The sequence below is a fragment of the Blautia sp. An81 genome, from assembly GCF_002161285.1.
In the GTDB taxonomy this organism is placed as follows: Bacteria; Bacillota; Clostridia; order Lachnospirales; family Lachnospiraceae; genus Blautia; species Blautia ornithocaccae.
The window spans coordinates 12,693-35,121 of sequence record NZ_NFHH01000006.1 but is presented as its reverse complement, the minus strand read 5'-3'; the positions used below and the strand labels follow the sequence as shown (position 1 = coordinate 35,121).

The following is a 22,429-nucleotide window of genomic DNA, read 5'->3' as shown; positions in this document are numbered from 1 at the left end:
TGTATTTTGAGAGGGACCCCTTTGACAGAGGCGGCTATGTAAAAAAGAGGGAGGTATTTCTATGTCAAATTTACTTAATCCTGTAATTGTGGCAGTTATACTGTTGTGTGTGCTCTGCCTGTTAAAGGTAAACGTATTGCTGTCCATGCTGATTTCCCTGTTTGTAGCAGGACTTATCGGAGGACTTCCGATTGTGGCAGACGAGGGTGTCAGCATTATGAATTCTATTACCACCGGTTTTTCCAGTAACGCAGAAACAGCTCTGGCTTACGTGCTCCTGGGAACTCTGGCATCCTGTATGGCCTATACGGGAATAACAGAAATTTTATCTAAAAAGATTGCAAAAATCGTAAAGGGAAATAAGTGGATATTGCTGGCAATCCTGCTGGTAATCGCCTGTGCATCTCAGAACATTGTACCGATCCATATCGCATACATTCCAATTCTGGTTCCGCCGCTTTTATCTATGATGAATAAGATGAAGCTGGACAGACGTGGTGTGGCATGTACTATCGCTTTCGGTCATAAGGCGCCGTATATCGCAATCCCTATGGGATTTGGTCTGATTTTCATGACTATCATCCGCGATAATATTAACGATAACGTAGATCCTTCCTGGGGATGGAATATCACCATAGGACAGATTACATCTGTAAACTGGATTCTTGCTGTATCTATGCTCATCGGTCTGGCTATCGCTGTGTTCGTTTCATACAGAAAACCAAGAGAATATAAAGATATTCCTCTGGAAGGCGTACATGAGCTGGAAGACCTGCATTTGAAACGTGAACACTGGGTAACTCTGATCGCGCTGGTAGTAGTTGTAGTCCTTCAGATCGTATTCAGTTCTCTGCCGGTAGCAGCCTTAGGCGGTCTGCTTGTAATGTTTATCTTCCGTGCTGTAAAACCGCAGGATATTGATGACCAGTTCCAGGGTGGCGTAAAATTGATGGGATTCATTGCATTCGTTATGCTGGTAGCAGGCGGATTTGCAACTGTACTTCAGAACACAGGAGCAGTAGATGCTCTGGTACAAAGCGCGATTTCCTTAATGGGCGGCAACAAGTGGATTGCAGCAACTATCATTACACTCATCGGACTGCTGGTTACTATGGGTATCGGAACTTCCTTTGGTACAGTTCCTGTCCTTGCAGTACTGTATGTGCCTCTGTGCTATCAGATGGGATTCTCTCCTGCAGCAACTATCGTTCTGATGTCTGCAGCAGCAGCTCTGGGCGATGCAGGATCACCTGCTTCTGATACAACCCTTGGACCAACATCTGGTTTGAATGCTGATGGACAGCATGACCATATCTGGGATACTTGTGTACCTACATTCCTGCACTTTAATATCCCGCTGATGATCGCAGCCATCATTGCAGCACAGATTCTGTAATAGAAGAATAGTTACATAATGAAACCTTTAATGAAAAGTCTGCCTCATAATGGGGCAGACTTTTCACTGTATGGAGAATTCTTTTTTCTGCTCTTGATGAAAAAAATAAAACTGTACGAAAATACTCTGGTAACATGCAGAGAAATGTGATAGACTGAGTATAGCTTTAGGAAAAAGCTGAAATACTGAATTTTATAGGAGGTACGAAACGATGCAGAAATATGTATGTGAACCATGTGGATATGTATATGATCCCGAAGTAGGTGATCCGGATAGCGGAATCGCACCAGGAACAGCTTTTGAAGATCTGCCAGAAGACTGGGTATGCCCAATCTGCGGCGTAGGCAAAGAAGACTTTGTTCCGGAAGACTGATCAGTTTCCCAGAGGAAAAACCCCGTTGTTTATGCAGCGGGGTTTTGTTTTATCCGTCTATAAGGACTCCCCCGGTCAGGGAGTGAAGATAATCAATATTATCATAACTTTTCACAATTTCCTGAAGCTTCAGGATAGGGCCCGAAAGGAACTTGTCTTTATGGTAGACAAAACTGAACTGCCGGTTCCATTCATGGCTGGAGCTGGTAAAGACATAGACCTTATGAGCTTTCAGGTCTTTCTCCAACAGCCGCAGAGAAATCACTGCCAGACAGCCATTGATCTTTACTGCATTAAGGATGCCGTCGGGGGTGGTCTCCTCAAAGGCTGTTCGGATATGAAGATGGTGACGATGGATAAAGGTTTCAAAAAGTTCTCTGGTACCGCTTCCGAATTCCCGCATAACAAAAGGCTGCTCGTTCAATTCTGTTACCTTAATCGCAGATTTTCCGGCAAAAGGGTGGTCTGCGCTGCAGACCAGGACCAGCATATCCTGGACCATGGGAATGGATACCAGATCCGGACTTTTAATCTGCCCTTCCACTATAGCCACATCCAGCTCCATATTCAGCAGCTTCTGCTCAATAATCCTGGTATTATTTACATAAGAATACAGCTCCAGATCGGGACAGGATTTTTTCAGATCCCGGATCATATAGGACAGGATACTGCTTCCCAGAGTAATGGTGCCTCCGATGCGGAGACGTTGTATCCGGCTTTCCTGGGCCATATTTTGTTCTATCAGATCAAATTGGGTTACTACAGGTCTGGCATAGCTGTACAGCCGTTTCCCGGCTTCTGTGATAAACAGTTTTTTTGAAAGCCGTTCAAAAAGCAGAGTCTGGTAATGCTCCTCAAGCTCTCGGATAGCCTGGCTGACAGAGGGCTGGGATATGTAGAGTTTTTCTGCCGCAGAACTCATTTTTCCGGTGTCCGCTACGGTAATGAAGATTTTCAGATGGCGTATGGTCATAAAAGTTCCTCTGTATCATTATAAGATTTACCTATGAGTTATATAAAATTATATTTCTTTTCTTATACTATTGCAAGTGCTATAATAAGGGCAAGTGAAAAGTTATCTATAAGACAGAACAGAAGAAAAGAGGAGAATAAGCATGAAGGTTCTTATTATCGGCGGTGTGGCGGCAGGTACTAAGGTAGCTGCAAAGCTGAAGAGAGAAAACAGAGGGGCAGAAGTTTTGCTCCTTACGAAGAGTGAAGATATTTCTTATGCCGGCTGCGGGCTTCCCTATTACGTGGGAGATGTGATCCATGAGAGAAGCCAGCTCATTGTAAACACGCCTCAGTCTTTTGCTAAACTTACCGGCGCTGAGGTGAAGACTGGCATAGAAGTTACAGCTTTGAACAGAGAAGAAAAGAAGGTAACGGCCAGAGATGTTAAAACAGGAGAAACAGCAGAGTATTCTTATGACAAGCTGGTCATTGCAACAGGGGCTTCTCCCATTGCGCCGCCTATTGAAGGGATGGGGCTGAAGAATATTTTCTTTATGCGTACGCCTCAGGATGCAGAAGATCTGAGAAAAGCTGTGGAAGCCGGCGGGATCAAGCGGGCAGTCATTGCCGGCGGCGGATTTATCGGCCTGGAAGTTGCAGAAAATCTTATGAACAGAGGCGTCCGTACTACAGTGATCGACATGGCTCCTCATATCATGCCTGGATTTGATCCGGAAATGGCTGGATATGTAGAGGATTATCTGGCAGATAATGGAATTATGGTCATGACTAATACAAGACTGGAGGGAGTAGAAGGCACGGAATGCGTAGAGAAGGTTAAGACTTCACGGAGGGCCATTAAGGCAGACGCCCTTATCATGTCTCTGGGAATCCGCGCCAATACAGCTTTCCTGGAAGGAACAGGACTGGAGCTGGCTCCGAACCGCACGATTCTGGTGGACGAGCATCTCAGGACAAATGATCCGGATATCTATGCTCTTGGAGACTGTGCAATGATCACGAACCGCATGACCGGAAAGAGAGCCTGGTCTCCTATGGGCTCTTCTGCTAACATTGAAGGAAGGATCGCTGCCCAGAATCTTGCAGGAGCAGATCTGACTTATCCGGGAGTACTGGGAACCGGCGTGGTAAAATTGCCTGGACTGAATGCAGGCCGTAGCGGTCTTAATGAAGAAACAGCCAGGGCAGAAGGCCATGATGTGATAACAGTGACTACAGTGGTTGATGATAAGGCCCACTATTATCCAGGTGCCGGCAATTTTATTGTGAAGATGATTGCCGACAGGACTACAGGAGAATTCTTGGGTATCCAGGTCCTGGGAAAAGGTGCTGTAGATAAAATGGTAGATATTGCAGTGACAGCTATTAGTCTGAAGGCAACAGTATATCAGCTGAGAGACTTGGATTTCGCCTATGCTCCTCCTTTTTCTACAGCCATTCATCCCTTTGGTCATACCATTAACGTGCTGCTCAACAAGATGGAAGGCAAGCTGGATACCTTTACTCCTGCAGAATTCCAGGAAGGAAAGGCTGCAGGATATACCATTTTGGATGCGGGTATGGCTCCTGCCATTGAGGGAGCAGAGTTTATCAATCCTGCAGAGGTAGAAGGAGATCTTCCAGGACATGATAAAGAGGAAAAGCTTCTTCTGGTATGCACCAAAGGAAAACGGGCTTATCTCCTTCAGAACCGGCTGAAATATTACGGATATACTAATACCAAAGTGCTGGAAGGCGGAACTGCTTTTAACGGCACAGAGCTGTCTACAGAAGAATAAAAAAGAATATAGGAGGAAATTTTTATGGCAACACTTACCGTAAGCAAAGAGGATGAAAAGAGAGTGAAAGCCCTGGGCTTTCTCAGCAATAAAGGAACAGACAATTTTTCCGGAAGGATTATCACAAAAAACGGAAAGATTACTGCTGACCAGCAGATTGCTATTGGCGAGGCTGCAAAAAAGTTCGGCAATGGAAATGTTACATATACAACCCGTCTTACTGTAGAAGTCCAGGGGATTCCCTATGAGAAGATTGATGAATTCCGGGCATTTATCCAGGAGGCAGGACTGGATACAGGAGGAACAGGTTCTAAAGTACGTCCGGTAGTATCCTGCAAGGGTACTACCTGCCAGTATGGACTCATTGATACCTTTGGCCTTTCCGAGGAAATCCATGAGAAGTTTTATGTGGGATACCGTGGAGTAAAGCTGCCTCATAAATTCAAAATTGCTGTAGGCGGATGTCCAAACAATTGTGTAAAGCCAAACCTCAACGACCTGGGAATTATTGGACAGATGGTTCCAAATTATGATGAAGACCTTTGCAACGGCTGCAAGAAGTGCGGTGTGGTTAAAGCCTGTCCAGTAGGAGCTGCTGCAGTTGTAGACGGTTTGATGGAGATTGATAAGGAAAAATGTATTAACTGCGGACGGTGCATTGGAAGCTGCCATTTTGATGCTATTGAAGATGGGGTAAACGGCTATAAGGTTTATATTGGAGGAAGATGGGGAAAGAAAATTTCCATGGGCAAGACCCTGAATAAAATCTTTACATCCAAAGAGGAAGTCCTCAAACTGGTAGAAAAAGCCATCCTTCTTTACAGAGAACAGGGAAAGACCGGAGAACGTTTTGCAGAGACGGTAGACAGACTGGGGTTTGAAAGTGTAGAAGCCCAGCTCCTCTCAGATGATATCCTGGACAGAAAGCAGGAAATCCTGGAAGCGAAGCTTCATGAAGCAGGAGGAGCTACCTGCTGATAAAGGACAGAAAAACTTGTCCGTAGGCAGAGGAAAAGAATGGTTCTCCCGTTGACAAATGAAATACAGATTGCTATGATAAAGCAAAGAGAAAGAAGAGGGTATCTTGAAGAAAAGAGGCCCTCTTTTCCTTTGGAAAATTCAGAAATCGGGAGGTAGGTATATGAAATTCACAAAGATGCACGGTATCGGTAACGACTATGTTTATGTAAACTGCTTTACAGAGAAGATAGACAATCCCTCAGAAGTTTCCAGGAAGGTCAGTGACCGCCATTTTGGTATTGGCTCTGACGGCCTGATTCTCATAAAGCCTTCTGAAAAGGCAGATTTTGAGATGGAAATGTACAATGCAGACGGAAGCCAGGGAGCTATGTGCGGCAATGGCATCCGCTGTGTGGCAAAGTATGTCTATGATTATGGCCTTACGGATAAGACCAGTATCTCTGTGGACACAAAAAGCGGCATAAAATATCTGGATCTGACTGTAAAAGAGGGAAAGGTGAAAGAAGTCCGTGTAAATATGGGCTCTCCCATACTGGAAACAGGAAAGATTCCTATGATTTATTCCAAGAGTCCGGTAATCAGCCAGCCTTTGAATGTGGCTCAGGAGATTTATGAGGTGACCGCAGTTTCTATGGGAAATCCTCATGCAGTGGTCTATATGGAAGATGTAAAAAATCTGAAGATTGAAGAAGTGGGACCTTTTTTTGAAAAGAACAAAGCTTTTCCAGAAAGTGTAAATACAGAATTTGTCCGGGTAATTGACAGGAATACTGTAGAAATGCGTGTCTGGGAGAGAGGCAGCGGAGAGACCCTGGCCTGTGGTACAGGGGCATGTGCCGTTACAGTGGCCAGTGTGCTAAACAGCTATACAGATGATGAAGTGACGGTGCACCTTTTAGGAGGAGATCTGAAAATATTCTGGGACAGAAAGGAAAATCTGGTGTATATGACCGGCCCTGCAGAGGTAGTCTTTGACGGGGAGATTACACTGTAGGAGACGATGGGAAACAAAAGATGGCATTTATGAAAAAGAAGACGAGTATTGAAGACAAAAGGTTTTATCGGGATGTTCTGCGGCTGGTCATGCCTATGGCAGTCCAGAATCTCATTAATGTAGGGGTGACCTCTACAGATGTAATTATGCTGGGAAGGGTAAGCGAGACGGCTCTCTCAGGCGTGTCCCTTGCAAATCAGGTGTATTTTATCCTAAGCCTGCTGTATTTCGGACTGACATCGGGAGCTTGTGTTCTCACTGCCCAGTACTGGGGAAAAAAGGATACCAGGACAATTGAAAAGGTTATGGGGATGTCTTTTCGTATTTCCATTGGAGCGGGCATTGTTTTTGGAGCTGCAGCAATCTTTATTCCTCAGTATCTGATGCTGATTTTTACTTCAGACCAGGCAGTTATTGCAGAAGGAGTAGCTTATCTGAGGATTGCAGGATTCTCCTATGTTTTGTCAGCCTTTACGAATGTATATCTGAATATCATCAGAAGCATTGAGCGGGTGATCATTGCCACAGTGGTCTATGGAGTTTCTCTCTGCGCCAATATTATACTGAACTCCATTTTTATCTTTGGTCTTCTGGGAGCGCCGGCAATGGGGTCTGCAGGAGCTGCTCTGGGAACCTTGCTTTCCAGAGCAATTGAAGTTATCATAGTAGTGTACTATGCTCAGAAAAAGAACGACGTGGTGAAGATTCATATAAAGGATCTTTTTGTAAAAGACAAGGCTCTGGGAAGAGACTTTTTTACCTATGCTTTTCCCGTACTTTTAAATGAGCTGGCATGGGGTGCAGGAATGGCAGCTATTTCTGCTATTGTAGGCCATCTGGGAAGTGCTGCGGTAGCAGCTCATTCTGTGGCTCAGGTGTGCCGGCAGCTTTCTATGGTCATCGGCTTTGGTATCTCCAGCGCTACGGCTATTATGATCGGCAAAGCCATTGGAGAGAAGAAAGAAGAACTGGCAAGGGAATATGGCAGCCGCTTTGTAAAGCTGTCCATTGTCTGCGGTATAGGAGGAGCTGTGGTAATATTAGCCATTTCTCCGCTGCTGCCCATGTTTTTGAAATTGACCCCTCTGGCCAAGAGCTATCTTACGGCTATGATGCTTATCATGTCCTATTATGTGATCGGGCAGTCTCTGAACAGCACTATCGTAGTAGGGGTGCTCCGGGCAGGGGGAGATACCAGATTCGGACTTTTCCTGGACGTAGGGGTTATGTGGCTCTGCTCCATATTAGGAGCGGCAGTGGGGGCCTTTGTCATAGGAATCCCTATGCCATGGGTTTATATCCTTCTGTGCAGTGACGAGGTGATTAAGGTGCCTTTCTCACTGCAGAGATATAAGAGTTACCGCTGGCTGCGGAACGTAACCAGATAAAATGTCACAAAAGATTGGAGATGTTCACTGGATGAAATTAAATGAGACACCGATTGAAAAAGACTTCCGGGTGGCAAATGTTCGGGAAAGTGAAAAAATCCTCCGCCGGCTGGAGGCTCTGGGTATCCTGGAAGGGACCAGAGTGCGGGTGCTGAATCGGAAGAGAAATGGAGCAACGATTATTAAAGTCCGGGGCAGCCGCTGGGCTCTTGGAAATGACATTGCCCAGGGAATAGAAGTGGAGGAACTTACAGATGAAGAGTGAGATACGTGTAGGATTTGCGGGAAATCCCAACTGCGGCAAGACCACACTCTTTAACGCCTATACAGGTGCAAATTTGAAAGTGGCAAACTGGCCGGGAGTTACAGTAGAAAAAAAAGAGGGAGAGACTGAATACAAAGGCAGGAAAATGCGTCTTATTGACCTTCCCGGAATTTACAGTCTGACTTCCTATTCCATGGAGGAAAAAGTCTCCAGAAAGGTAATCCTGGGAGATGAGGTGGATATTATTGTAGACGTGGTGGATGCCTCGGCTCTGGAGCGAAACCTGTATCTGACGCTCCAGCTTCTGGAACTGGGAAAACCTGTGGTAGTTGCCCTGAATATGATGGACATTGTGGAAGAGCGGGGAATGGAGATTGACCTTCATCGTCTTCCGGAGCTGTTGGGAAATATTCCTGTAGTGCCGGTATCTGCCAGAAAGCGTACCGGTCTGGACGTGCTTCTCCATGCAGTAGAGCACCATTATGAAGAACAGACAGCAGATCCTGTAGTGGAATATTCTCGGGAAATTGAGGAGAAAATCCAGGAAATCAGCAATCGGATACAGAAGCAGTATCCGGAAAGCAAAAATCTTCGGTGGCACAGCATCAAAATCCTGGAAAATGATGAGCAGATCATAGAAGAGCAGCCTGTGGACATTTCTGATATTGCAGATAAGAACTATGAAAAGCAGATTATCAATGAAAAATACAACTATATTGAGGAAATCATAGAGGAGTGTGTGTTCTATAAAGGAAACCGTCAGTCTATGACAGAAAAGGCAGACAGGATTCTGACCCACCCTGTGGCAGGAGTTCCCGTGTTTTTATGTATTATGGCCCTGGTATTTTTCCTGACCTTTACAGTAGGAGATGCCGTTAAGGGAGTCTTTGAGCTGGGCCTTGACTGGGCTTTTGAGGCAGCCAGAACGGCTCTTACAGCCCTGGGCGCTTCTGGCTGGGTCTGTTCACTGGTGGTAGACGGGATTATGTCCGGTGTAGGCGGCATCCTGACCTTCCTTCCAAATATCTTTATCCTGTTTCTGGCCCTGGCTTTTCTGGAGGACAGCGGCTATATGGCAAGAGTGGCTTATGTCATGGATGGGATCATGGGAAAAGTGGGGCTGTCCGGCAAAGCTTTTCTGCCTATGGTACTGGGCTTTGGCTGTACGGTACCGGCAGTAATGGCCACCAGAACTCTGGAAAATGAGGAGGACAGAAAGAAGACCATCCTTCTTACACCTTTCATGTCCTGTTCTGCACGTCTGCCTATTTATGTGCTGTTTGCAGATGTATTTTTTGGAAAATACGCCATGGTGGCGGCATTCTCCCTTTATGCTTTGGGAATGATCGTGGCGATCCTTCTGGCTCTCATCATCGGGAAAGTATGGAAAACAGATAAAAAAATACCTCTTCTTATTGAGCTGCCGGATTACAAGGTGCCAAATCCCAGGACTATCCGGATTTATGTGTGGGAGAAGGTAAAGGATTATCTCACAAAAGCAGGAACTACAATCTTCGTAGCTTCGATTGTGATCTGGTTTATCCTGAACTATAATTTTCAGGGAATGACCAGCGATGTGACTACAAGTTTCGGCGCTATGATCGGAAAAGTCCTGGCTCCGGTACTGATACCTGCAGGGCTGGGAACCTGGCAGATCGTAGTGGCGCTGATTTCCGGACTTTCCGCAAAAGAAGTGGTGATTTCCAGCTTTTCCGTTCTTTACGGAGTCAATAATATCAGTTCTCCTGAGGGAATGACCACTCTTTCCCAGGCTCTGGGAGCAATTGGGTTTGGCCCCCTGAACGCTTATGCGCTGATGGTATTCTGCCTGCTGTATACCCCTTGTGTGGCTACATTGGCTACAGTCAGGAAGGAGACCCATTCTACTTCCTGGACATTGAAAATGGTGGTCTTCCAGCTCCTGCTGGCTTATGCTGCGGCAGTGCTGGTGTTCCAGGTGGGAAGCCTTCTGGGGCTGTAAAAGAATTTTTATAGAAGGAGAAATAAATGGATATTCTTCTTGCAGCGGTAAATGCAAAATATATTCATACAAACCTGGCAGTCTACAGCCTGAAGGCTTACTGCCAGGAGTTCTCTCAGAGGATTTCTCTGAGGGAATATACGATTAATCAGGAAAAAGACCAGATATTGAAGGATATATATCACAGGGCCCCCAGGGTTCTGTGTTTTTCCTGTTATATCTGGAATATTTCTTATGTGAAAGAACTTATCAGAGATATTCATAAGATTCTGCCGGACACGGTTATCTGGACAGGTGGACCAGAAGTATCCTATGATGCAGAGAACTTTCTCAGGGAAATGCCGGAGGTCTTTGGCGTTATGCTGGGAGAGGGAGAAGAAACTTTCCGGAATCTGGTAAAATATTATGTAAACTCTGGGCTGGAAGATGGCCCTGCTCTTTCTACTGTTCCGGGAATCTGTTTCCGGGACAAGGAGAGCCTGGTAAATACCGGATTTCCGGAAGTTCTGGACATGGACCGGCTGATATTTCCCTATGAAGACCTGTCTTTATTTGCTCATAAGATCCTGTACTATGAGAGCAGCAGAGGCTGTCCTTTTTCCTGCAGCTACTGTCTGTCTTCTGTGGACAAAAAACTTCGGTTTAAAAGTCTGGAACTGGTAAAAAAGGAACTGGAGATTTTTCTGGAGCGTAAAGTGCCTCAGGTAAAATTTGTAGACAGGACCTTTAACTGCCGGGAGAGCCATGCCCTGGAAATATGGCAGTATATTAAGGAACACGACAATGGAGTGACGAATTTTCACTTTGAGATTGGCGCCGACCTTCTCACTCAAAAGGAAATAGAGCTGATCAGGACCATGCGTCCCGGACTGATACAGCTGGAAATCGGAGTTCAGTCTACCAACGAAAAGACCCTTCGGGAAATCCGCAGGTACGCTCCCTTTGAAAAGATCGCGGCCAATGTACTGGCAGTGAATGAAGGAGGGAATATCCATCAGCATCTGGACTTGATCGCAGGACTTCCCTGGGAGGACTATGAGAGTTTCCGGAAATCTTTCAATGAGGTCTATGCCCTTTCTCCAAACCAGCTTCAGCTGGGATTTTTAAAAGTCCTGAAGGGCTCTTATATGCATGAAAAGGCCCAAGACTACGGCTGTCTCTATAAAGACAGGGAACCCTATGAAGTTCTCGGAACCCGGTGGCTTTCCTATCAGGATATTATCCGCCTGAAAAGCGTAGAAGAGATGACGGAAATCTATTACAACAGCGGGCAGTTTTCTCATACCATACAGGCCGCAGTACAAGAATTCCCGGAGCCATTTTCCTTCTATGAAGCACTTGGGAAATTTTATGAGGAAAAAGGATATGACACTTTGTCCCATTCCAGGATCCGCAGATATGAAATTCTTCTGGAATTTTTGGAAACGGCAGGGAGTTCCTGCCTGGAGTTTTACCGGCAGCTGATGGTCTATGACCTTTACGCCAGGGAAAATATGAAGACCAGACCTTCCTGGGCGCCGGAGAGAAAGGCTTATAAAGACAAGATTCAGGCTTTTTATGAGAGAGAAAAAGAAGGGCCTCGATATCTTTCCGGATACCGAGAGTATTCTTCCAGACAGATGGAAAAAATGACCCACCTGGAAATTTTTTCCTGGAATGTAGCAGAAGGAAAGAAGGAAGAGGGAATTTATCCGGTGCTTTTTGATTATCAGAAGAGAAGCCCCCTGACCTGGGATGCGGCGGCTTTTCTGGTGGAACTGTAAGGAACAGAGAAAGAGGTGGATCATGGCTTCAAAAAGGACAAAAGAGATTCTTGCCAGGCTGGATGAGGTTTATACCAGAGAATATAAATGTTATTTAAATTATGAGACCCCGGAACAGCTTCTGGTAGCCACTATGCTCAGCGCCCAGTGTACCGATGCCAGGGTGAATGTGGTGACCAAGGACCTGTTTCAGAAATATCCGGATATGGAGGCTTTCGCCAGGGCAGACCTGGAAGAGCTGGAACAGGATATCAAGCCTACGGGATTCTATCATAACAAGGCGAAGAATATTATTGGATGTGCCAGGAAAATCTGCCTGGAGTTTGACGGGAAAGTGCCGGAAAGTCTGGAAGACCTGGTAAGCCTTCCCGGAGTGGGGAGAAAAACTGCCAATGTGATCAGGGGAAATATTTTCCATGAGCCCAGTATAGTGGTAGATACCCATGTTAAAAGGATTTCCAGGCGGCTGGGATTTACAAAAGAAACAGATCCGGAGAAGATAGAGATGGAGCTGATGAAGGTGCTGCCAAAGGACCACTGGATCCTCTACAATATCCAGATCATTACTTTTGGGCGCCAGATCTGCTTTGCCAGGTCCCCGAAATGCCAGGAATGTTTCCTGACAGAATATTGTACAGAGTATAAAGAAAAGCAAAAGAAAAGCAGGAAAAAATCATGAGAGAATATGTATCTCTGGACCTGGAGACTACAGGTCTGGAACCGAAAAAGGACAGGATCATTGAAATCGGAGCAGTGAAGATCCGAGATGGTCAGATACAGGAGACCTATGCTACTTTGGTGGACCCGCAGACGAAAATCCCGGAGAGGATCACAGAGCTTACCGGTATCAGCAGCCGGATGGTGGAGGGAAAACCCTTTGGACAGGAGGCAGTGAAAGGCCTTCTGGATTTCTGCGGGGAACTTCCTCTTCTGGGCCATAATATTATGTTTGATTATAGCTTCGTAAAGCATAGTGCAGTGAATATGGGCATGGATTTTGAGAAAAAGGGTATGGATACTCTGAAGCTTGCCAGAAATCTTCTGCCGGACCTGGAGAGCAAAAGTCTTCAGAACCTGAGACAGTATTACCACCTTCCTCAGGAAGAAGCTCACAGGGCCTTAGAGGACGCTCTGACTACTTTCCGCCTTTATGAAAGGCTCAGGGAAGAGTTTGAAGAGAAAAATCCCCAGCTTTTCTGCCATCAGGAACTGATCTGCAAAGTGAAGCGCCAGGGCCCTATTACTCCGGCCCAAAAACGTTACTTGCAGGATTTAGTAAAATATCATAGAATAAACCTTGACACAGAGCCGGAGAGTCTGACTAAAAACGAAGCCTCCCGGCTGATCGATACAATTCTGGGAACTTATGGAAAGATTGTGAGGTAAGAGAATATGAGAAATAGAAAGGATTCTAAAAAGCAGCGGATTTTTGCAGCTGTGCTGGCCGTGATCATCGTGCTGGCTATGGTGGTGCCCATGGCGGCATATGCGTTGTAGGAATAACAACAGGTAAGACCAGGGGGCGGGCCCCTGGAGACGGAGGTTTGGAAGATGAAAATTGGGAAATTACCGGAACCTATGCTGATACGTTCCGTTTTGAAAGAGGTAGAGCACAGAAGAGATGAGGTGCTGGTAGGCCCTGCAGTGGGTCAGGACTGCGCCGTAGTGGAACTGGGAGAGGGAGAGGTTTTTGTACTTTCTACAGACCCTATTACCGGAACTACGAAGGACATTGGACGGCACAGCGTCCATATTACAGCCAATGATCTGGCTGCTTCCGGAGCAGACCCTCTGGGAGTTATGCTGACGATCCTTCTCACTCCGGATACCAGGGAAGAGGAACTTAAAGAGATGATGCGGGGAGTAGAAGGGGCCTGTAAAGAGCTGAACATGGAAGTCATGGGCGGACACACAGAGATTACCCATGTGGTAAAGCAGCCGCTGATTTCGCTTACTGGCGTGGGAAAGATGAAAAAGAACAGAGTGCTGACTACAGCTGCTGTAAGACCTGGCCAGGATATTGTGATCACTAAGTGGATTGGCCTGGAAGGTACATCTGTAGCAGCAAAAGAAAAGGAAACAGAGCTTCTGGAAAAATTCGCCCCTTCTTTTGTAGAGACTGCCAAGAATTTTGACCAGTATCTTTCTGTGCTTCCTGAGGCCAGGATTGCAAGAGAGTGGAGCATTTCTGCTATGCATGATATTACTGAGGGAGGAGTTTTCGGGGCTCTCTGGGAAATGGGAAGCGGTTCCGGCGTAGGCCTGGACATTGACCTGAAAAAAATTCCCATCCGTCAGGAAACCGTAGAGGTATGCGAGACTCTGGGCCTGAACCCTTATATCCTCATGTCCAGCGGTTCTATGATGATCGCTGCAGATGACGGGTACGGCCTGGCAGAGAAACTGAAGCAGGCAGGAATCCCTGCCTCCGTAGTTGGGAAAGCTACTGAAGGAAATGACAGGATACTGAGAAATGGTGAAGACACCAGATACCTGGATAAGCCTCAGAGCGATGAACTCTACAAAATCTATCAGTAACAGAGGAAGAAAAAATGGCAAAGTTGAATATTGTACTGTATGAGCCGGAAATTCCTGCCAACACAGGAAATATCGGCAGGACCTGTGTGGCTACAGGAACCAGACTTCATCTTATAGAGCCTTTAGGATTCAGGCTGAATGAGAAGGCTATTAAAAGAGCAGGGATGGACTACTGGAAAGACCTGGATGTGACCACTTATCTGAACTACCAGGATTTCCTGGAAAAAAATCCCGGGGCAAAGATTTATATGGCTACGACCAAAGCCCCTCAGATTTACACAGAGGTTCATTACGAAGAGGACTGCTATATTATGTTCGGAAAGGAAAGCGCCGGGATTCCCGAGGAAATCCTTTTGGAGAACCAGGAGACTGCTATCCGGATTCCCATGATAGGGGATATCCGTTCGCTGAATCTCAGCAACTCTGTGGCCATTGTCCTTTATGAGGCTCTGCGGCAGAATCGTTTCGACCATATGCAGCTGGAAGGACATTTGACAAAATATCAGTGGAAATAAAGGAGCTGCTGCATTAATCAAAATCGAGAATATTTATACATTTTCTTGCTCAGTCTGCGCCGCTTTGAGCCTATGGTCTCAAAGCAGTGCTCGACGAATTCGCATAAAATGTATAAATATTTCTGACATATGATTAATGCAGCAGCTCCTTTTGACTTTCGGAAAAGGAAGAAGGATGATATGGTTTCCCGGGCTCAGATTTCTTTTTCCTGACTTTTAGCCAGGGTAAAAATAAATTCCGTGCCAACCCCTTCTGTGCTGATCACGTTGATATTCTGCTGGTGGGCATTGATGATTTCCTTTACAATAGAAAGGCCCAGGCCTGTGCCCTTCCGGTCCTTTCCTCTGGAAGAATCAATCTTATAAAATCTGTCCCAGATTTTGGACAGATTTGCCTTGGCAATACCGCATCCCATATCTTTTACAGAGACGAAGACAGTTTCGTGTTTCAGGGAAGATTCAATTTTAATTACAGAATCTTCGGGACTGAACTTAATGGCGTTGTCAATAAGGTTATAAAGCACCTGCTGGATCTGGACCATGTCTGCGTGGACAAAAAGAGTCTGTCCTGTAAGGAGCAGTTCAATGGAAATCCGCCGGTCCCTGCAGGTTCCTTCGAAGGTGGCAGCGGTGGTTTTGATCACATTGTTGATATCAAAATCCGAATAGTCCAGGTGCCTGCCCTTCTGGTCCAGATTATTCAGGGTCAGAAGACTTTCTGTCAGCTTATAAAGCCGGTCTGTTTCAAAGACTACGATTTTCAGATATTTTTCCTGGAGCTCAGGGGGAATAGTCCCGTCCAGGATAGCTTCCGTGTACCCTTTAATAGAGGTAAGGGGAGAGCGGAAATCATGAGACACGTTGGCAATAAACTTTTTCTGATAGTTCCCTGTCATGTCCAGTTCATCTGACATATAGTTCAGAGTCAGAGCCAGATAACCCAGCTCATCTTCCTTATCCAAGGGGATATTATATTTCAGATTTCCTGAGGCGAAAGCGTCTGCTCCCTGAATGATTTTTTTCAGAGGCCGGTAGATCATAAAAGAAAAAACCGGGATAATGGCTGCCAGGATTGCCAGGAAAACGAAAAAGACTATATAAATGATATTTAAAATATCATCTCGCTGCTCGTATATTACAGACATGGGCAGGTGGATGGCCACATACCCATTTACGCTCATATTCAAGGTTACAGGAACCATAACGCTTAACTGCTCCTGGGAAAATTCGTTGAAAAAATTTCCCACCTGATAATAAGAGCCGCTGGCAGTTCCCGGATCAAAGTCCTCGATCACAGGATAATCCTCTGTGTACAGTTCTTCATCTGTGTTCATGAGGATTTCTCCCTGAGGACTGATCAGCCAGATAGAGCAGTCCTGGTAGGAGGCTACGGTACAGAGATTCTGGTAGGTGTCTTCCGGCGAAATCGTTTCTCTGTAATACTTGGTGGCCCGGTTGGAGGCAATGTCTGTGGCCTCCCGGTACAGCTGGTTGCTGTATACGGATTCCACATGCCGCTCTGCCATGGAGCTGCCTGCCAGGGCCACCGTGAAAAAGCCGATAAAACCCAGTATAAAAAATGCCAGGACAAATTTTATATACAGGTATTTTTTCATTTGTTTTTAACCTCAAATTTATAGCCGATTCCCCAGACGGTGGCAATAGACCAGGCCGGGTGGTCTTTTATCTTTTCCCTGAGACGTTTGATGTGTACGTCTACAGTTCTGGTATCTCCGATGTATTCATAGCCCCAGATATGGTCCAGAAGCTGCTCTCTGGTAAACACCTGATTGGGAGAGGAAGCAAGGAAATAAAGAAGCTCCAGTTCCTTTGGAGGCATGTCGATCTGGTTTCCGTAATAGATTACCGAGTAATTGGTCAGGTTAATGGCCAGATCCGGATATTCCACATATTTTCCCGCAGGCTGAGTGGCGGGGGCCACAGTAGGCTGATATCTGCGAAGAACCGCTTTTACTCTGGCCACCAGCTCTTTGGAGTCAAAGGGCTTGATCATATAGTCGTCTGCGCCAAGCTCCAAGCCCAGGACCTTGTCAAAAATCTCTCCCTTGGCGGAGAGCATGATAATAGGTACATTGGATTTATGACGGATTTCCCGGCACACCTGATAGCCGTCCATTCCTGGCAGCATCAGATCCAGCAGGATCAGATTGGGAGCAAAAGAGGCGAAAGCCTTCAGGGCCTCTTCTCCGTCATTTACAATTTTGGTGTCGTAACATTCCTTGGTAAGATACAGAGAGATCAGCTCTGCAATATTGTTGTCGTCATCTACAATGAGTATTTTCTGTTTTACAGCCATATTTATCCCCCTTACTTTTTAAATTCTACAATAGTTACCCCGGCGTCTCCTTCTCCAAATTCCGCCAGATGGAAATTATCTACGTATTTCAGACGTTTCAGATAATTATGAACGCCTTTCCGCAAAGCGCCGGTGCCTTTGCCGTGTACGATACGGACACTGCTTAAATGAGCCAGATAAGCGTCGTCCAGATACTTATCCAGTTCTGCTACGGCTTCGTCTACAGTTTTTCCAAGAAGATTAATCTCTGTTCTCACAGAAGCGGATTTACTCATACGGATTTTTCCGGCTCCTGTTTTCTGAAGAGATGGTCCGGTGATCACTGGCTCGTCAATAAGCTCCAGATCGGAAAGAGCTACTTTGGAGCGGAGAATACCCATCTGTACATAGACCATACCCTTGGCGTCTGGTTTGGAACTGATCGTGCCTTTTACATTCAGGCTTAATACCCGAACGCTGTCTCCCAGGGAAATATCCTTGGGCGTAAGAGAAGATTTCTTTTTCTCCGGAGTTTTCAGAGCGATTTTCTTTCCCGTATCATTGACGCGTTTCCGGAGCTTTTCCCTTTGAGCCTCCAGTTCTTTGGCACTGAGGGTCTCTTTGCCGGCTTTGTTGAAAATCTTCATGGTCTGGTCTGCATATTCCTTAGCCTCCCGCAGAATCCGGTGGGCTTCTTCATTAGCATTTCTCAGGATTTTTTCCTTCTGCTGATCCAGCCGGTCTTCTTTGGCCTCCAGCCGAGCCTTCAGTTCCTTAATCTCTTCTTTGTATTTTGCGATTTCCTCCTGTTCTGATTCAATGGTTTTCCGGCTTTCTTCCAGAGAAGTGAGCACATCCTCAAAAGATTCATCCTCCTGACTGATCTGCTCTTTAGCCTTTTCAATAATATAATCCGGCAGACCCAGTTTACTGGAAATCGCAAAAGCGTTGCTCTTTCCGGGAACGCCGATAAGGAGGCGGTAGGTAGGCCGGAGGGTTTCTACATCAAATTCACAGGAGGCATTCTCTACTCCCTGAGTGGAGAGTGCATAAACTTTCAGTTCGCTGTAGTGTGTGGTTGCCATTGTACGGATTCCCTGCCTGTGGAGATGGGAAAGTATGGCAATGGCCAGAGCCGCGCCTTCCGTAGGGTCGGTTCCGGCTCCCAGTTCGTCGAAGAGGACCAGGGAATCCCGGTCTGCCTTTTCCAGAAAACGGACCACATTGGTCATGTGAGAGGAAAAGGTACTGAGAGACTGTTCAATGCTCTGCTCGTCTCCAATGTCAGCATAAACCTCTTTAAACACGCTGAGACGGGAGTTGTCAAAAGCGGGAATATGAAGTCCTGACTGTCCCATAAGAGTGAGGAGTCCTACTGTTTTCAGTGACACCGTCTTTCCGCCGGTGTTGGGGCCGGTAACGATGAGAAGGTCGAAGGTTTCTCCCAGACGGATGTCAATAGGGACTACCTGATGCTTTTCGATCAATGGATGCCGGGCTTTCTTTAAATCGATAATGCCCTCAGTGTTAAACCTGGGTTCTGTGGCGTTCTGAGACTTGGCCAGAAGAGCCCGGGCGAAGATAAAGTCAAGCTGGGCCAGAATTTTCAGATCGTCCTGGATCAGTTCCAGACTTTCGGCGGCAGCCTGGCTGAGATTGGAGAGAATGATTTCAATCTCTGCCTGTTCTTTGGCCTCCAGTTCCCGCAGATCATTATTCAGTTTTACTACAGCCATAGGCTCTACGAATACTGTTGAGCCAGTGGAGGACTGGTCATGTATCATTCCGGGGACCTGACCTCTGTATTCTGATTTTACAGGAATACAGTATCGTCCATTACGCATGGTAATCACTCCGTCCTGAAGATAGGTCCTGGCACTTCCGCTGATGTAGGAAGACAGCTGGCTGTGTATTTTTTCATTGATGTTTTTCATATTCCGGCGTACCTGACGGAGTCCCGGACTGGCGTCATCTGCAATTTCTTCCGGAGTCAGGATACAGCGGCGGATTTCTGAAGACAGGGGAGTAAGAGGTTCCAGAACCTGAAACATTCCGTCCAGGGAATCGGTATTCTCATCCTCTGTGTCTTTCCGGGAATAGGCTTTTGCCCGTCCGGCATTTTCCAGAAGTCCTGCAATATCCAGAAGCTCTCCGGTTCCAAGAGAAGCACCTACTTCCAACCTTTTCAGAGAACCACGGATATCCTTCACTCCGCCGAAGGAAAGGGAGCCTTTCTGATAGACCCGGGAAAGTGCGTCAGCCGTTTCCTGCTGCATAAGCTCAATCTCTGCCAGTTCCGCAGAGGGCATAAGGCGCCGGCACATGTCCTTTCCAAGGCTGGAAGTGGCAAAACTCTCCAGCTGCTCTGTGATTTTATAATATTCTAAAGTCTTTAATGCTTTTTCATTCATATTGTCCACCTTGTCAGATTCCATTTTTTCCTGGGGCAAAGGCCTCAGGGGACACTTGTATGTCTTCTCTATTCTACATGAAATGCCTGAGAATGAAAAGGTTTTGGGCTTCTTTTTTTCTTTTAGAAAGATGTTTATTTGTATATTCTTCATAAAAAGTTCATAAATTTTCAGTATAATAGACAAAAATATGCCGTTGAGCATTTGTGAATCTGACAGACGGAGAGCAAAGGATATGGGCGAAGATAGAAGAGAAGAGATACAGGCGTATGAAGAATCCCGGGAGACCCCAGAAAAGAAAGGGGAACAGGAAAGAGTTCCGGAACCGGGAAAGGAGAGTCAGGTCCAGGAGAATACCCGGGAAGCTGCAGAAGAGACTCAGAAACAGGAGAACTTTCTGGAAGCGGCGGAGGCGGAAGATGACGGAAGCTCTTATGAATTTATGAAAGAGACAATTAAAGCAAAACCTCTGGATAAAAAGAAAATAGCCAGACAGGCAGGAAAGCTGGTGGGTTCCGGCGCAGTATTTGGGTTGGCGGCAGCCCTGGTTTTCGGTGCCCTGGCGCCGGCATTCCTGGAAGAGGCAAGGGCGAGAAAAAGCGCCCAGGAGGTACAGTTTCAGAACAGTACGGAAGAGACTGAGGAAGAACAGGAAGATACTCAGGAAGAAGAACAGGAGGATACCCAGGAACAGACAACAATCATCCAGGAAATGACCCCAGAGGATTATCAGACTTTATATGCGGATATTTTTTCAACTGCTCAGGAAGCGGAAAAGGCTATAGTAACGGTTACCAGCAGCCAGAATACCCAGGACTGGTTCCAGACGCCTTATGAGAGTTCGATTTCCGGGCTTTTGGTGGCAGAAAGCGGAGAAGAATATTATATCCTTACAGAGTATCGGATCGTGGAAAAGGTAGACCGGATCCATGTTACTTTTTGTGATGGAAAGATGATTGAAGCCCGGTTCCAGAAAGCAGATACCAATACTGGCTTTGCTATTTTAAAGGTTCCGAAGTCAGAAGTGCCTGCAGAGACCCAGCAGGCAGTAGCTATTGCACCCTTGGGCGAGTCCTATAATGTAAGACAGGGAGAACCTGTGCTTGCAATTGGCTGTCCTATGGGGTATAGTGATTCTGTTGGCTACGGAATCGTAACTTCTACTTCAAATACAGTATCTAAGATAGATGCAGAATATGGTCTTATTACTACCGATATTACCGGCAGCAGCCAGGGAAGCGGCGTGATTGTAAATTTGGATGGGGAGATTATCGGCATTATTGCCCAGTCTTTTGCTAATGAAGATACCCAGAATCTCATCACAGGTCTGTCTATTTCTGACAGCAGAGAATTGATCCAGACCCTTTCAGGCAATCAGGATATTATCTATATGGGCATTACCGGAGAGAATATCACCTCAGAGATTTCCGAAAAGAAGGGAATCCCGGTGGGAGTTTTTGTGGAAAAAGTAGAGGTGGATTCTCCTGCTATGCAGGTGGGGATCCAGAACGGCGATGTGATTACGGAAGTCAATGGAGAAAAAGTGGAGACTGTCAAAGGATACCAGCAGCAGCTGAAAGCCTGCAAAAACGGAGATACCATAAAAGTCAAGGCCATGCGCCAGGGAACGGAAGGTTATGTGGAAGTATCCTTTGAGGTTACGCTAAAGGCAAAATAGAAAGGGCATTGAAAGATGAAATTTATTAACGAACTCCGGGAAGGGGAAAAGATTTCAGGTATATATTTATGCAAACACAAACAGGCGGCAGTAACTAAAAACGGGAAGCCTTATGAAAATCTGATTCTTCAGGATAAAACAGGGACTATTGACGGAAAAATCTGGGAGCCGAATTCTCTGGGAATCGATGAATTCGAGCCTCTGGATTACATAGACGTGGTAGGAGATGTGACCAGTTTTCAGGGGAGCCTGCAGGTGAGTATCAAACGGGCCAGAAAAGCAGGAGAAGGAGAATATGAGCCTGGAAATTATCTTCCTGTAAGCGACAAGAATGTGGATACTATGTATCAGGAACTGCTGGGTTTTGCAGCCCAGGTGAAAAATCCTTATCTTCACAGACTGCTGGTCAGCTTCTTCCAGGAAGACGAAGAATTTGTCCGGGCGTTTAAAGGGAATTCTGCAGCAAAGACGGTCCATCACGGATTTATCGGCGGCCTTTTAGAGCATACCCTGAGTGTAGTGAAGCTCTGCCAGTATTACTGCAGGACTTACCCTATACTGAATCAGGACCTGCTGATCACAACGGCCATGCTCCATGACATTGGAAAAACAAAGGAGCTGAGTCCTTTTCCAAAAAACGATTATACCGATGACGGCCAGCTTCTGGGCCATATTATGATGGGAGCAGAAATGATCCATGACAAGGCCAGAGAAATTCCGGGATTTCCGGAGAAACTGGAAAGTGAAGTGAAACACTGCATCCTGGCCCATCACGGTGAACTGGAATATGGTTCTCCGAAAAAACCGGCGCTGGCAGAGGCTGTGGCCCTGAACCTGGCGGACAATACAGACGCCAAGATGGAAACTCTCACAGAGATATTCAACGGAGCAGGAGAGCAGAAAGACTGGCTGGGATATAACCGCTTCTTTGAATCCAATCTTCGGAAGAGCAGTTTATAAGAGAGAAAAAGCAGAAGCTGACTGGTATAAAAAAGAATGCCGGCAGTTTTTGCTTTTTTTATGAAAAGCACCTCCATGTACAAGACGGCGTCTGGCTCTTGCACACTGAATGCTGCAGAACCAAAGCCCAGTCAGGA

At 46.2% G+C, this 22,429-nt stretch carries 19 protein-coding genes; 15 read left to right on the top strand and 4 right to left on the bottom strand.

Annotated elements, in window-relative coordinates; genetic code table 11:
• Positions 1-61: 61 nt before the first annotated feature.
• Together B5G33_RS07005 and rd are read left to right on the top strand one after the other, a co-directional pair.
• A complete protein-coding gene (locus tag B5G33_RS07005) occupies positions 62-1,396 on the top strand; it encodes a Na+/H+ antiporter family protein (protein ID WP_087417167.1) in 1,335 nt (444 codons plus the stop codon).
• Positions 1,397-1,607: 211 nt separating this feature from the next.
• A complete protein-coding gene (gene rd / locus B5G33_RS07000) occupies positions 1,608-1,769 on the top strand; it encodes a rubredoxin (protein ID WP_087271818.1) in 162 nt (53 codons plus the stop codon).
• Positions 1,770-1,818: 49 nt separating this feature from the next.
• Here the strand turns inward: rd and B5G33_RS06995 are convergent, their stop codons facing one another.
• Positions 1,819-2,742 carry a LysR family transcriptional regulator gene (locus B5G33_RS06995; protein ID WP_087417166.1) on the bottom strand — a complete coding sequence of 308 codons (924 nt, stop codon included), beginning with the start codon at positions 2,740-2,742 and terminating at the stop codon, positions 1,819-1,821.
• 142 nt (positions 2,743-2,884) lie between these two features.
• Between B5G33_RS06995 and B5G33_RS06990 the strand changes: the two genes are divergently transcribed.
• The 11 genes from B5G33_RS06990 (at position 2,885) to B5G33_RS06940 (ending at position 14,947) form a co-directional block, all read left to right on the top strand.
• Positions 2,885-4,522 carry an FAD-dependent oxidoreductase gene (locus tag B5G33_RS06990; protein WP_087417165.1) on the top strand — a complete coding sequence of 546 codons (1,638 nt, stop codon included), beginning with the start codon at positions 2,885-2,887 and terminating at the stop codon, positions 4,520-4,522.
• A gap of 24 nt (positions 4,523-4,546) precedes the next feature.
• Positions 4,547-5,500 (top strand): 4Fe-4S binding protein, encoded by a 954-nt coding sequence (locus B5G33_RS06985; RefSeq protein ID WP_087271827.1) that lies wholly within the window; start codon positions 4,547-4,549, stop codon positions 5,498-5,500.
• Positions 5,501-5,663: 163 nt separating this feature from the next.
• Complete coding sequence (gene dapF, locus B5G33_RS06980; RefSeq protein WP_087271830.1) at positions 5,664-6,497, top strand: diaminopimelate epimerase; 834 nt, start codon at positions 5,664-5,666, stop codon at positions 6,495-6,497.
• A gap of 20 nt (positions 6,498-6,517) precedes the next feature.
• Entirely contained in the window at positions 6,518-7,885 is a 1,368-nt protein-coding gene (locus B5G33_RS06975; protein ID WP_334293386.1) for an MATE family efflux transporter, read from the top strand.
• A 31-nt stretch (positions 7,886-7,916) separates the two neighbouring features.
• Positions 7,917-8,150, top strand: a complete 234-nt coding sequence (locus tag B5G33_RS06970; RefSeq protein WP_087271834.1) for a FeoA family protein — start codon at positions 7,917-7,919, stop codon at positions 8,148-8,150.
• Entirely contained in the window at positions 8,140-10,131 is a 1,992-nt protein-coding gene (gene feoB, locus B5G33_RS06965; protein WP_087417164.1) for a ferrous iron transport protein B, read from the top strand. Before B5G33_RS06970 ends, feoB begins: the two co-directional genes overlap by 11 nt.
• Positions 10,132-10,157: 26 nt before the next feature.
• Positions 10,158-11,894, top strand: coding sequence for a B12-binding domain-containing radical SAM protein (locus B5G33_RS06960; protein ID WP_087417163.1), 1,737 nt, complete (start codon positions 10,158-10,160; stop codon positions 11,892-11,894).
• 22 nt (positions 11,895-11,916) lie between these two features.
• Complete coding sequence (nth, locus tag B5G33_RS06955; RefSeq protein ID WP_087271844.1) at positions 11,917-12,573, top strand: endonuclease III; 657 nt, start codon at positions 11,917-11,919, stop codon at positions 12,571-12,573.
• Complete coding sequence (locus B5G33_RS06950) at positions 12,570-13,280, top strand: 3'-5' exonuclease (protein WP_087417162.1); 711 nt, start codon at positions 12,570-12,572, stop codon at positions 13,278-13,280. The genes nth and B5G33_RS06950 overlap by 4 nt, the downstream gene beginning before the upstream one ends.
• Before the next feature lie 165 nt (positions 13,281-13,445).
• On the top strand, positions 13,446-14,432 hold the full coding sequence (locus B5G33_RS06945; RefSeq protein ID WP_087417161.1) for an AIR synthase family protein: 987 nt from the start codon (positions 13,446-13,448) through the stop codon (positions 14,430-14,432).
• A 14-nt stretch (positions 14,433-14,446) separates the two neighbouring features.
• Complete coding sequence (locus tag B5G33_RS06940; RefSeq protein WP_087271854.1) at positions 14,447-14,947, top strand: tRNA (cytidine(34)-2'-O)-methyltransferase; 501 nt, start codon at positions 14,447-14,449, stop codon at positions 14,945-14,947.
• 194 nt (positions 14,948-15,141) lie between these two features.
• Here the strand turns inward: B5G33_RS06940 and B5G33_RS06935 are convergent, their stop codons facing one another.
• The 3 genes from B5G33_RS06935 to B5G33_RS06925 are packed head-to-tail and all read right to left on the bottom strand — an operon-like array spanning position 15,142 to position 19,654.
• Entirely contained in the window at positions 15,142-16,563 is a 1,422-nt protein-coding gene (locus tag B5G33_RS06935) for a sensor histidine kinase (protein WP_087271857.1), read from the bottom strand.
• A complete protein-coding gene (locus tag B5G33_RS06930; protein WP_087271861.1) occupies positions 16,560-17,264 on the bottom strand; it encodes a response regulator transcription factor in 705 nt (234 codons plus the stop codon). Before B5G33_RS06930 ends, B5G33_RS06935 begins: the two co-directional genes overlap by 4 nt.
• An 11-nt stretch (positions 17,265-17,275) precedes the next feature.
• Entirely contained in the window at positions 17,276-19,654 is a 2,379-nt protein-coding gene (locus tag B5G33_RS06925; RefSeq protein WP_087417226.1) for an endonuclease MutS2, read from the bottom strand.
• A 235-nt stretch (positions 19,655-19,889) separates the two neighbouring features.
• On the opposite strand from B5G33_RS06925, the gene B5G33_RS06920 reads away from it, so the two are divergent.
• Complete coding sequence (locus tag B5G33_RS06920; RefSeq protein ID WP_242974575.1) at positions 19,890-21,332, top strand: S1C family serine protease; 1,443 nt, start codon at positions 19,890-19,892, stop codon at positions 21,330-21,332.
• A 15-nt stretch (positions 21,333-21,347) separates the two neighbouring features.
• Positions 21,348-22,292, top strand: coding sequence for a 3'-5' exoribonuclease YhaM family protein (locus B5G33_RS06915; RefSeq protein ID WP_087417160.1), 945 nt, complete (start codon positions 21,348-21,350; stop codon positions 22,290-22,292).
• Positions 22,293-22,429 lie beyond the last annotated feature (137 nt).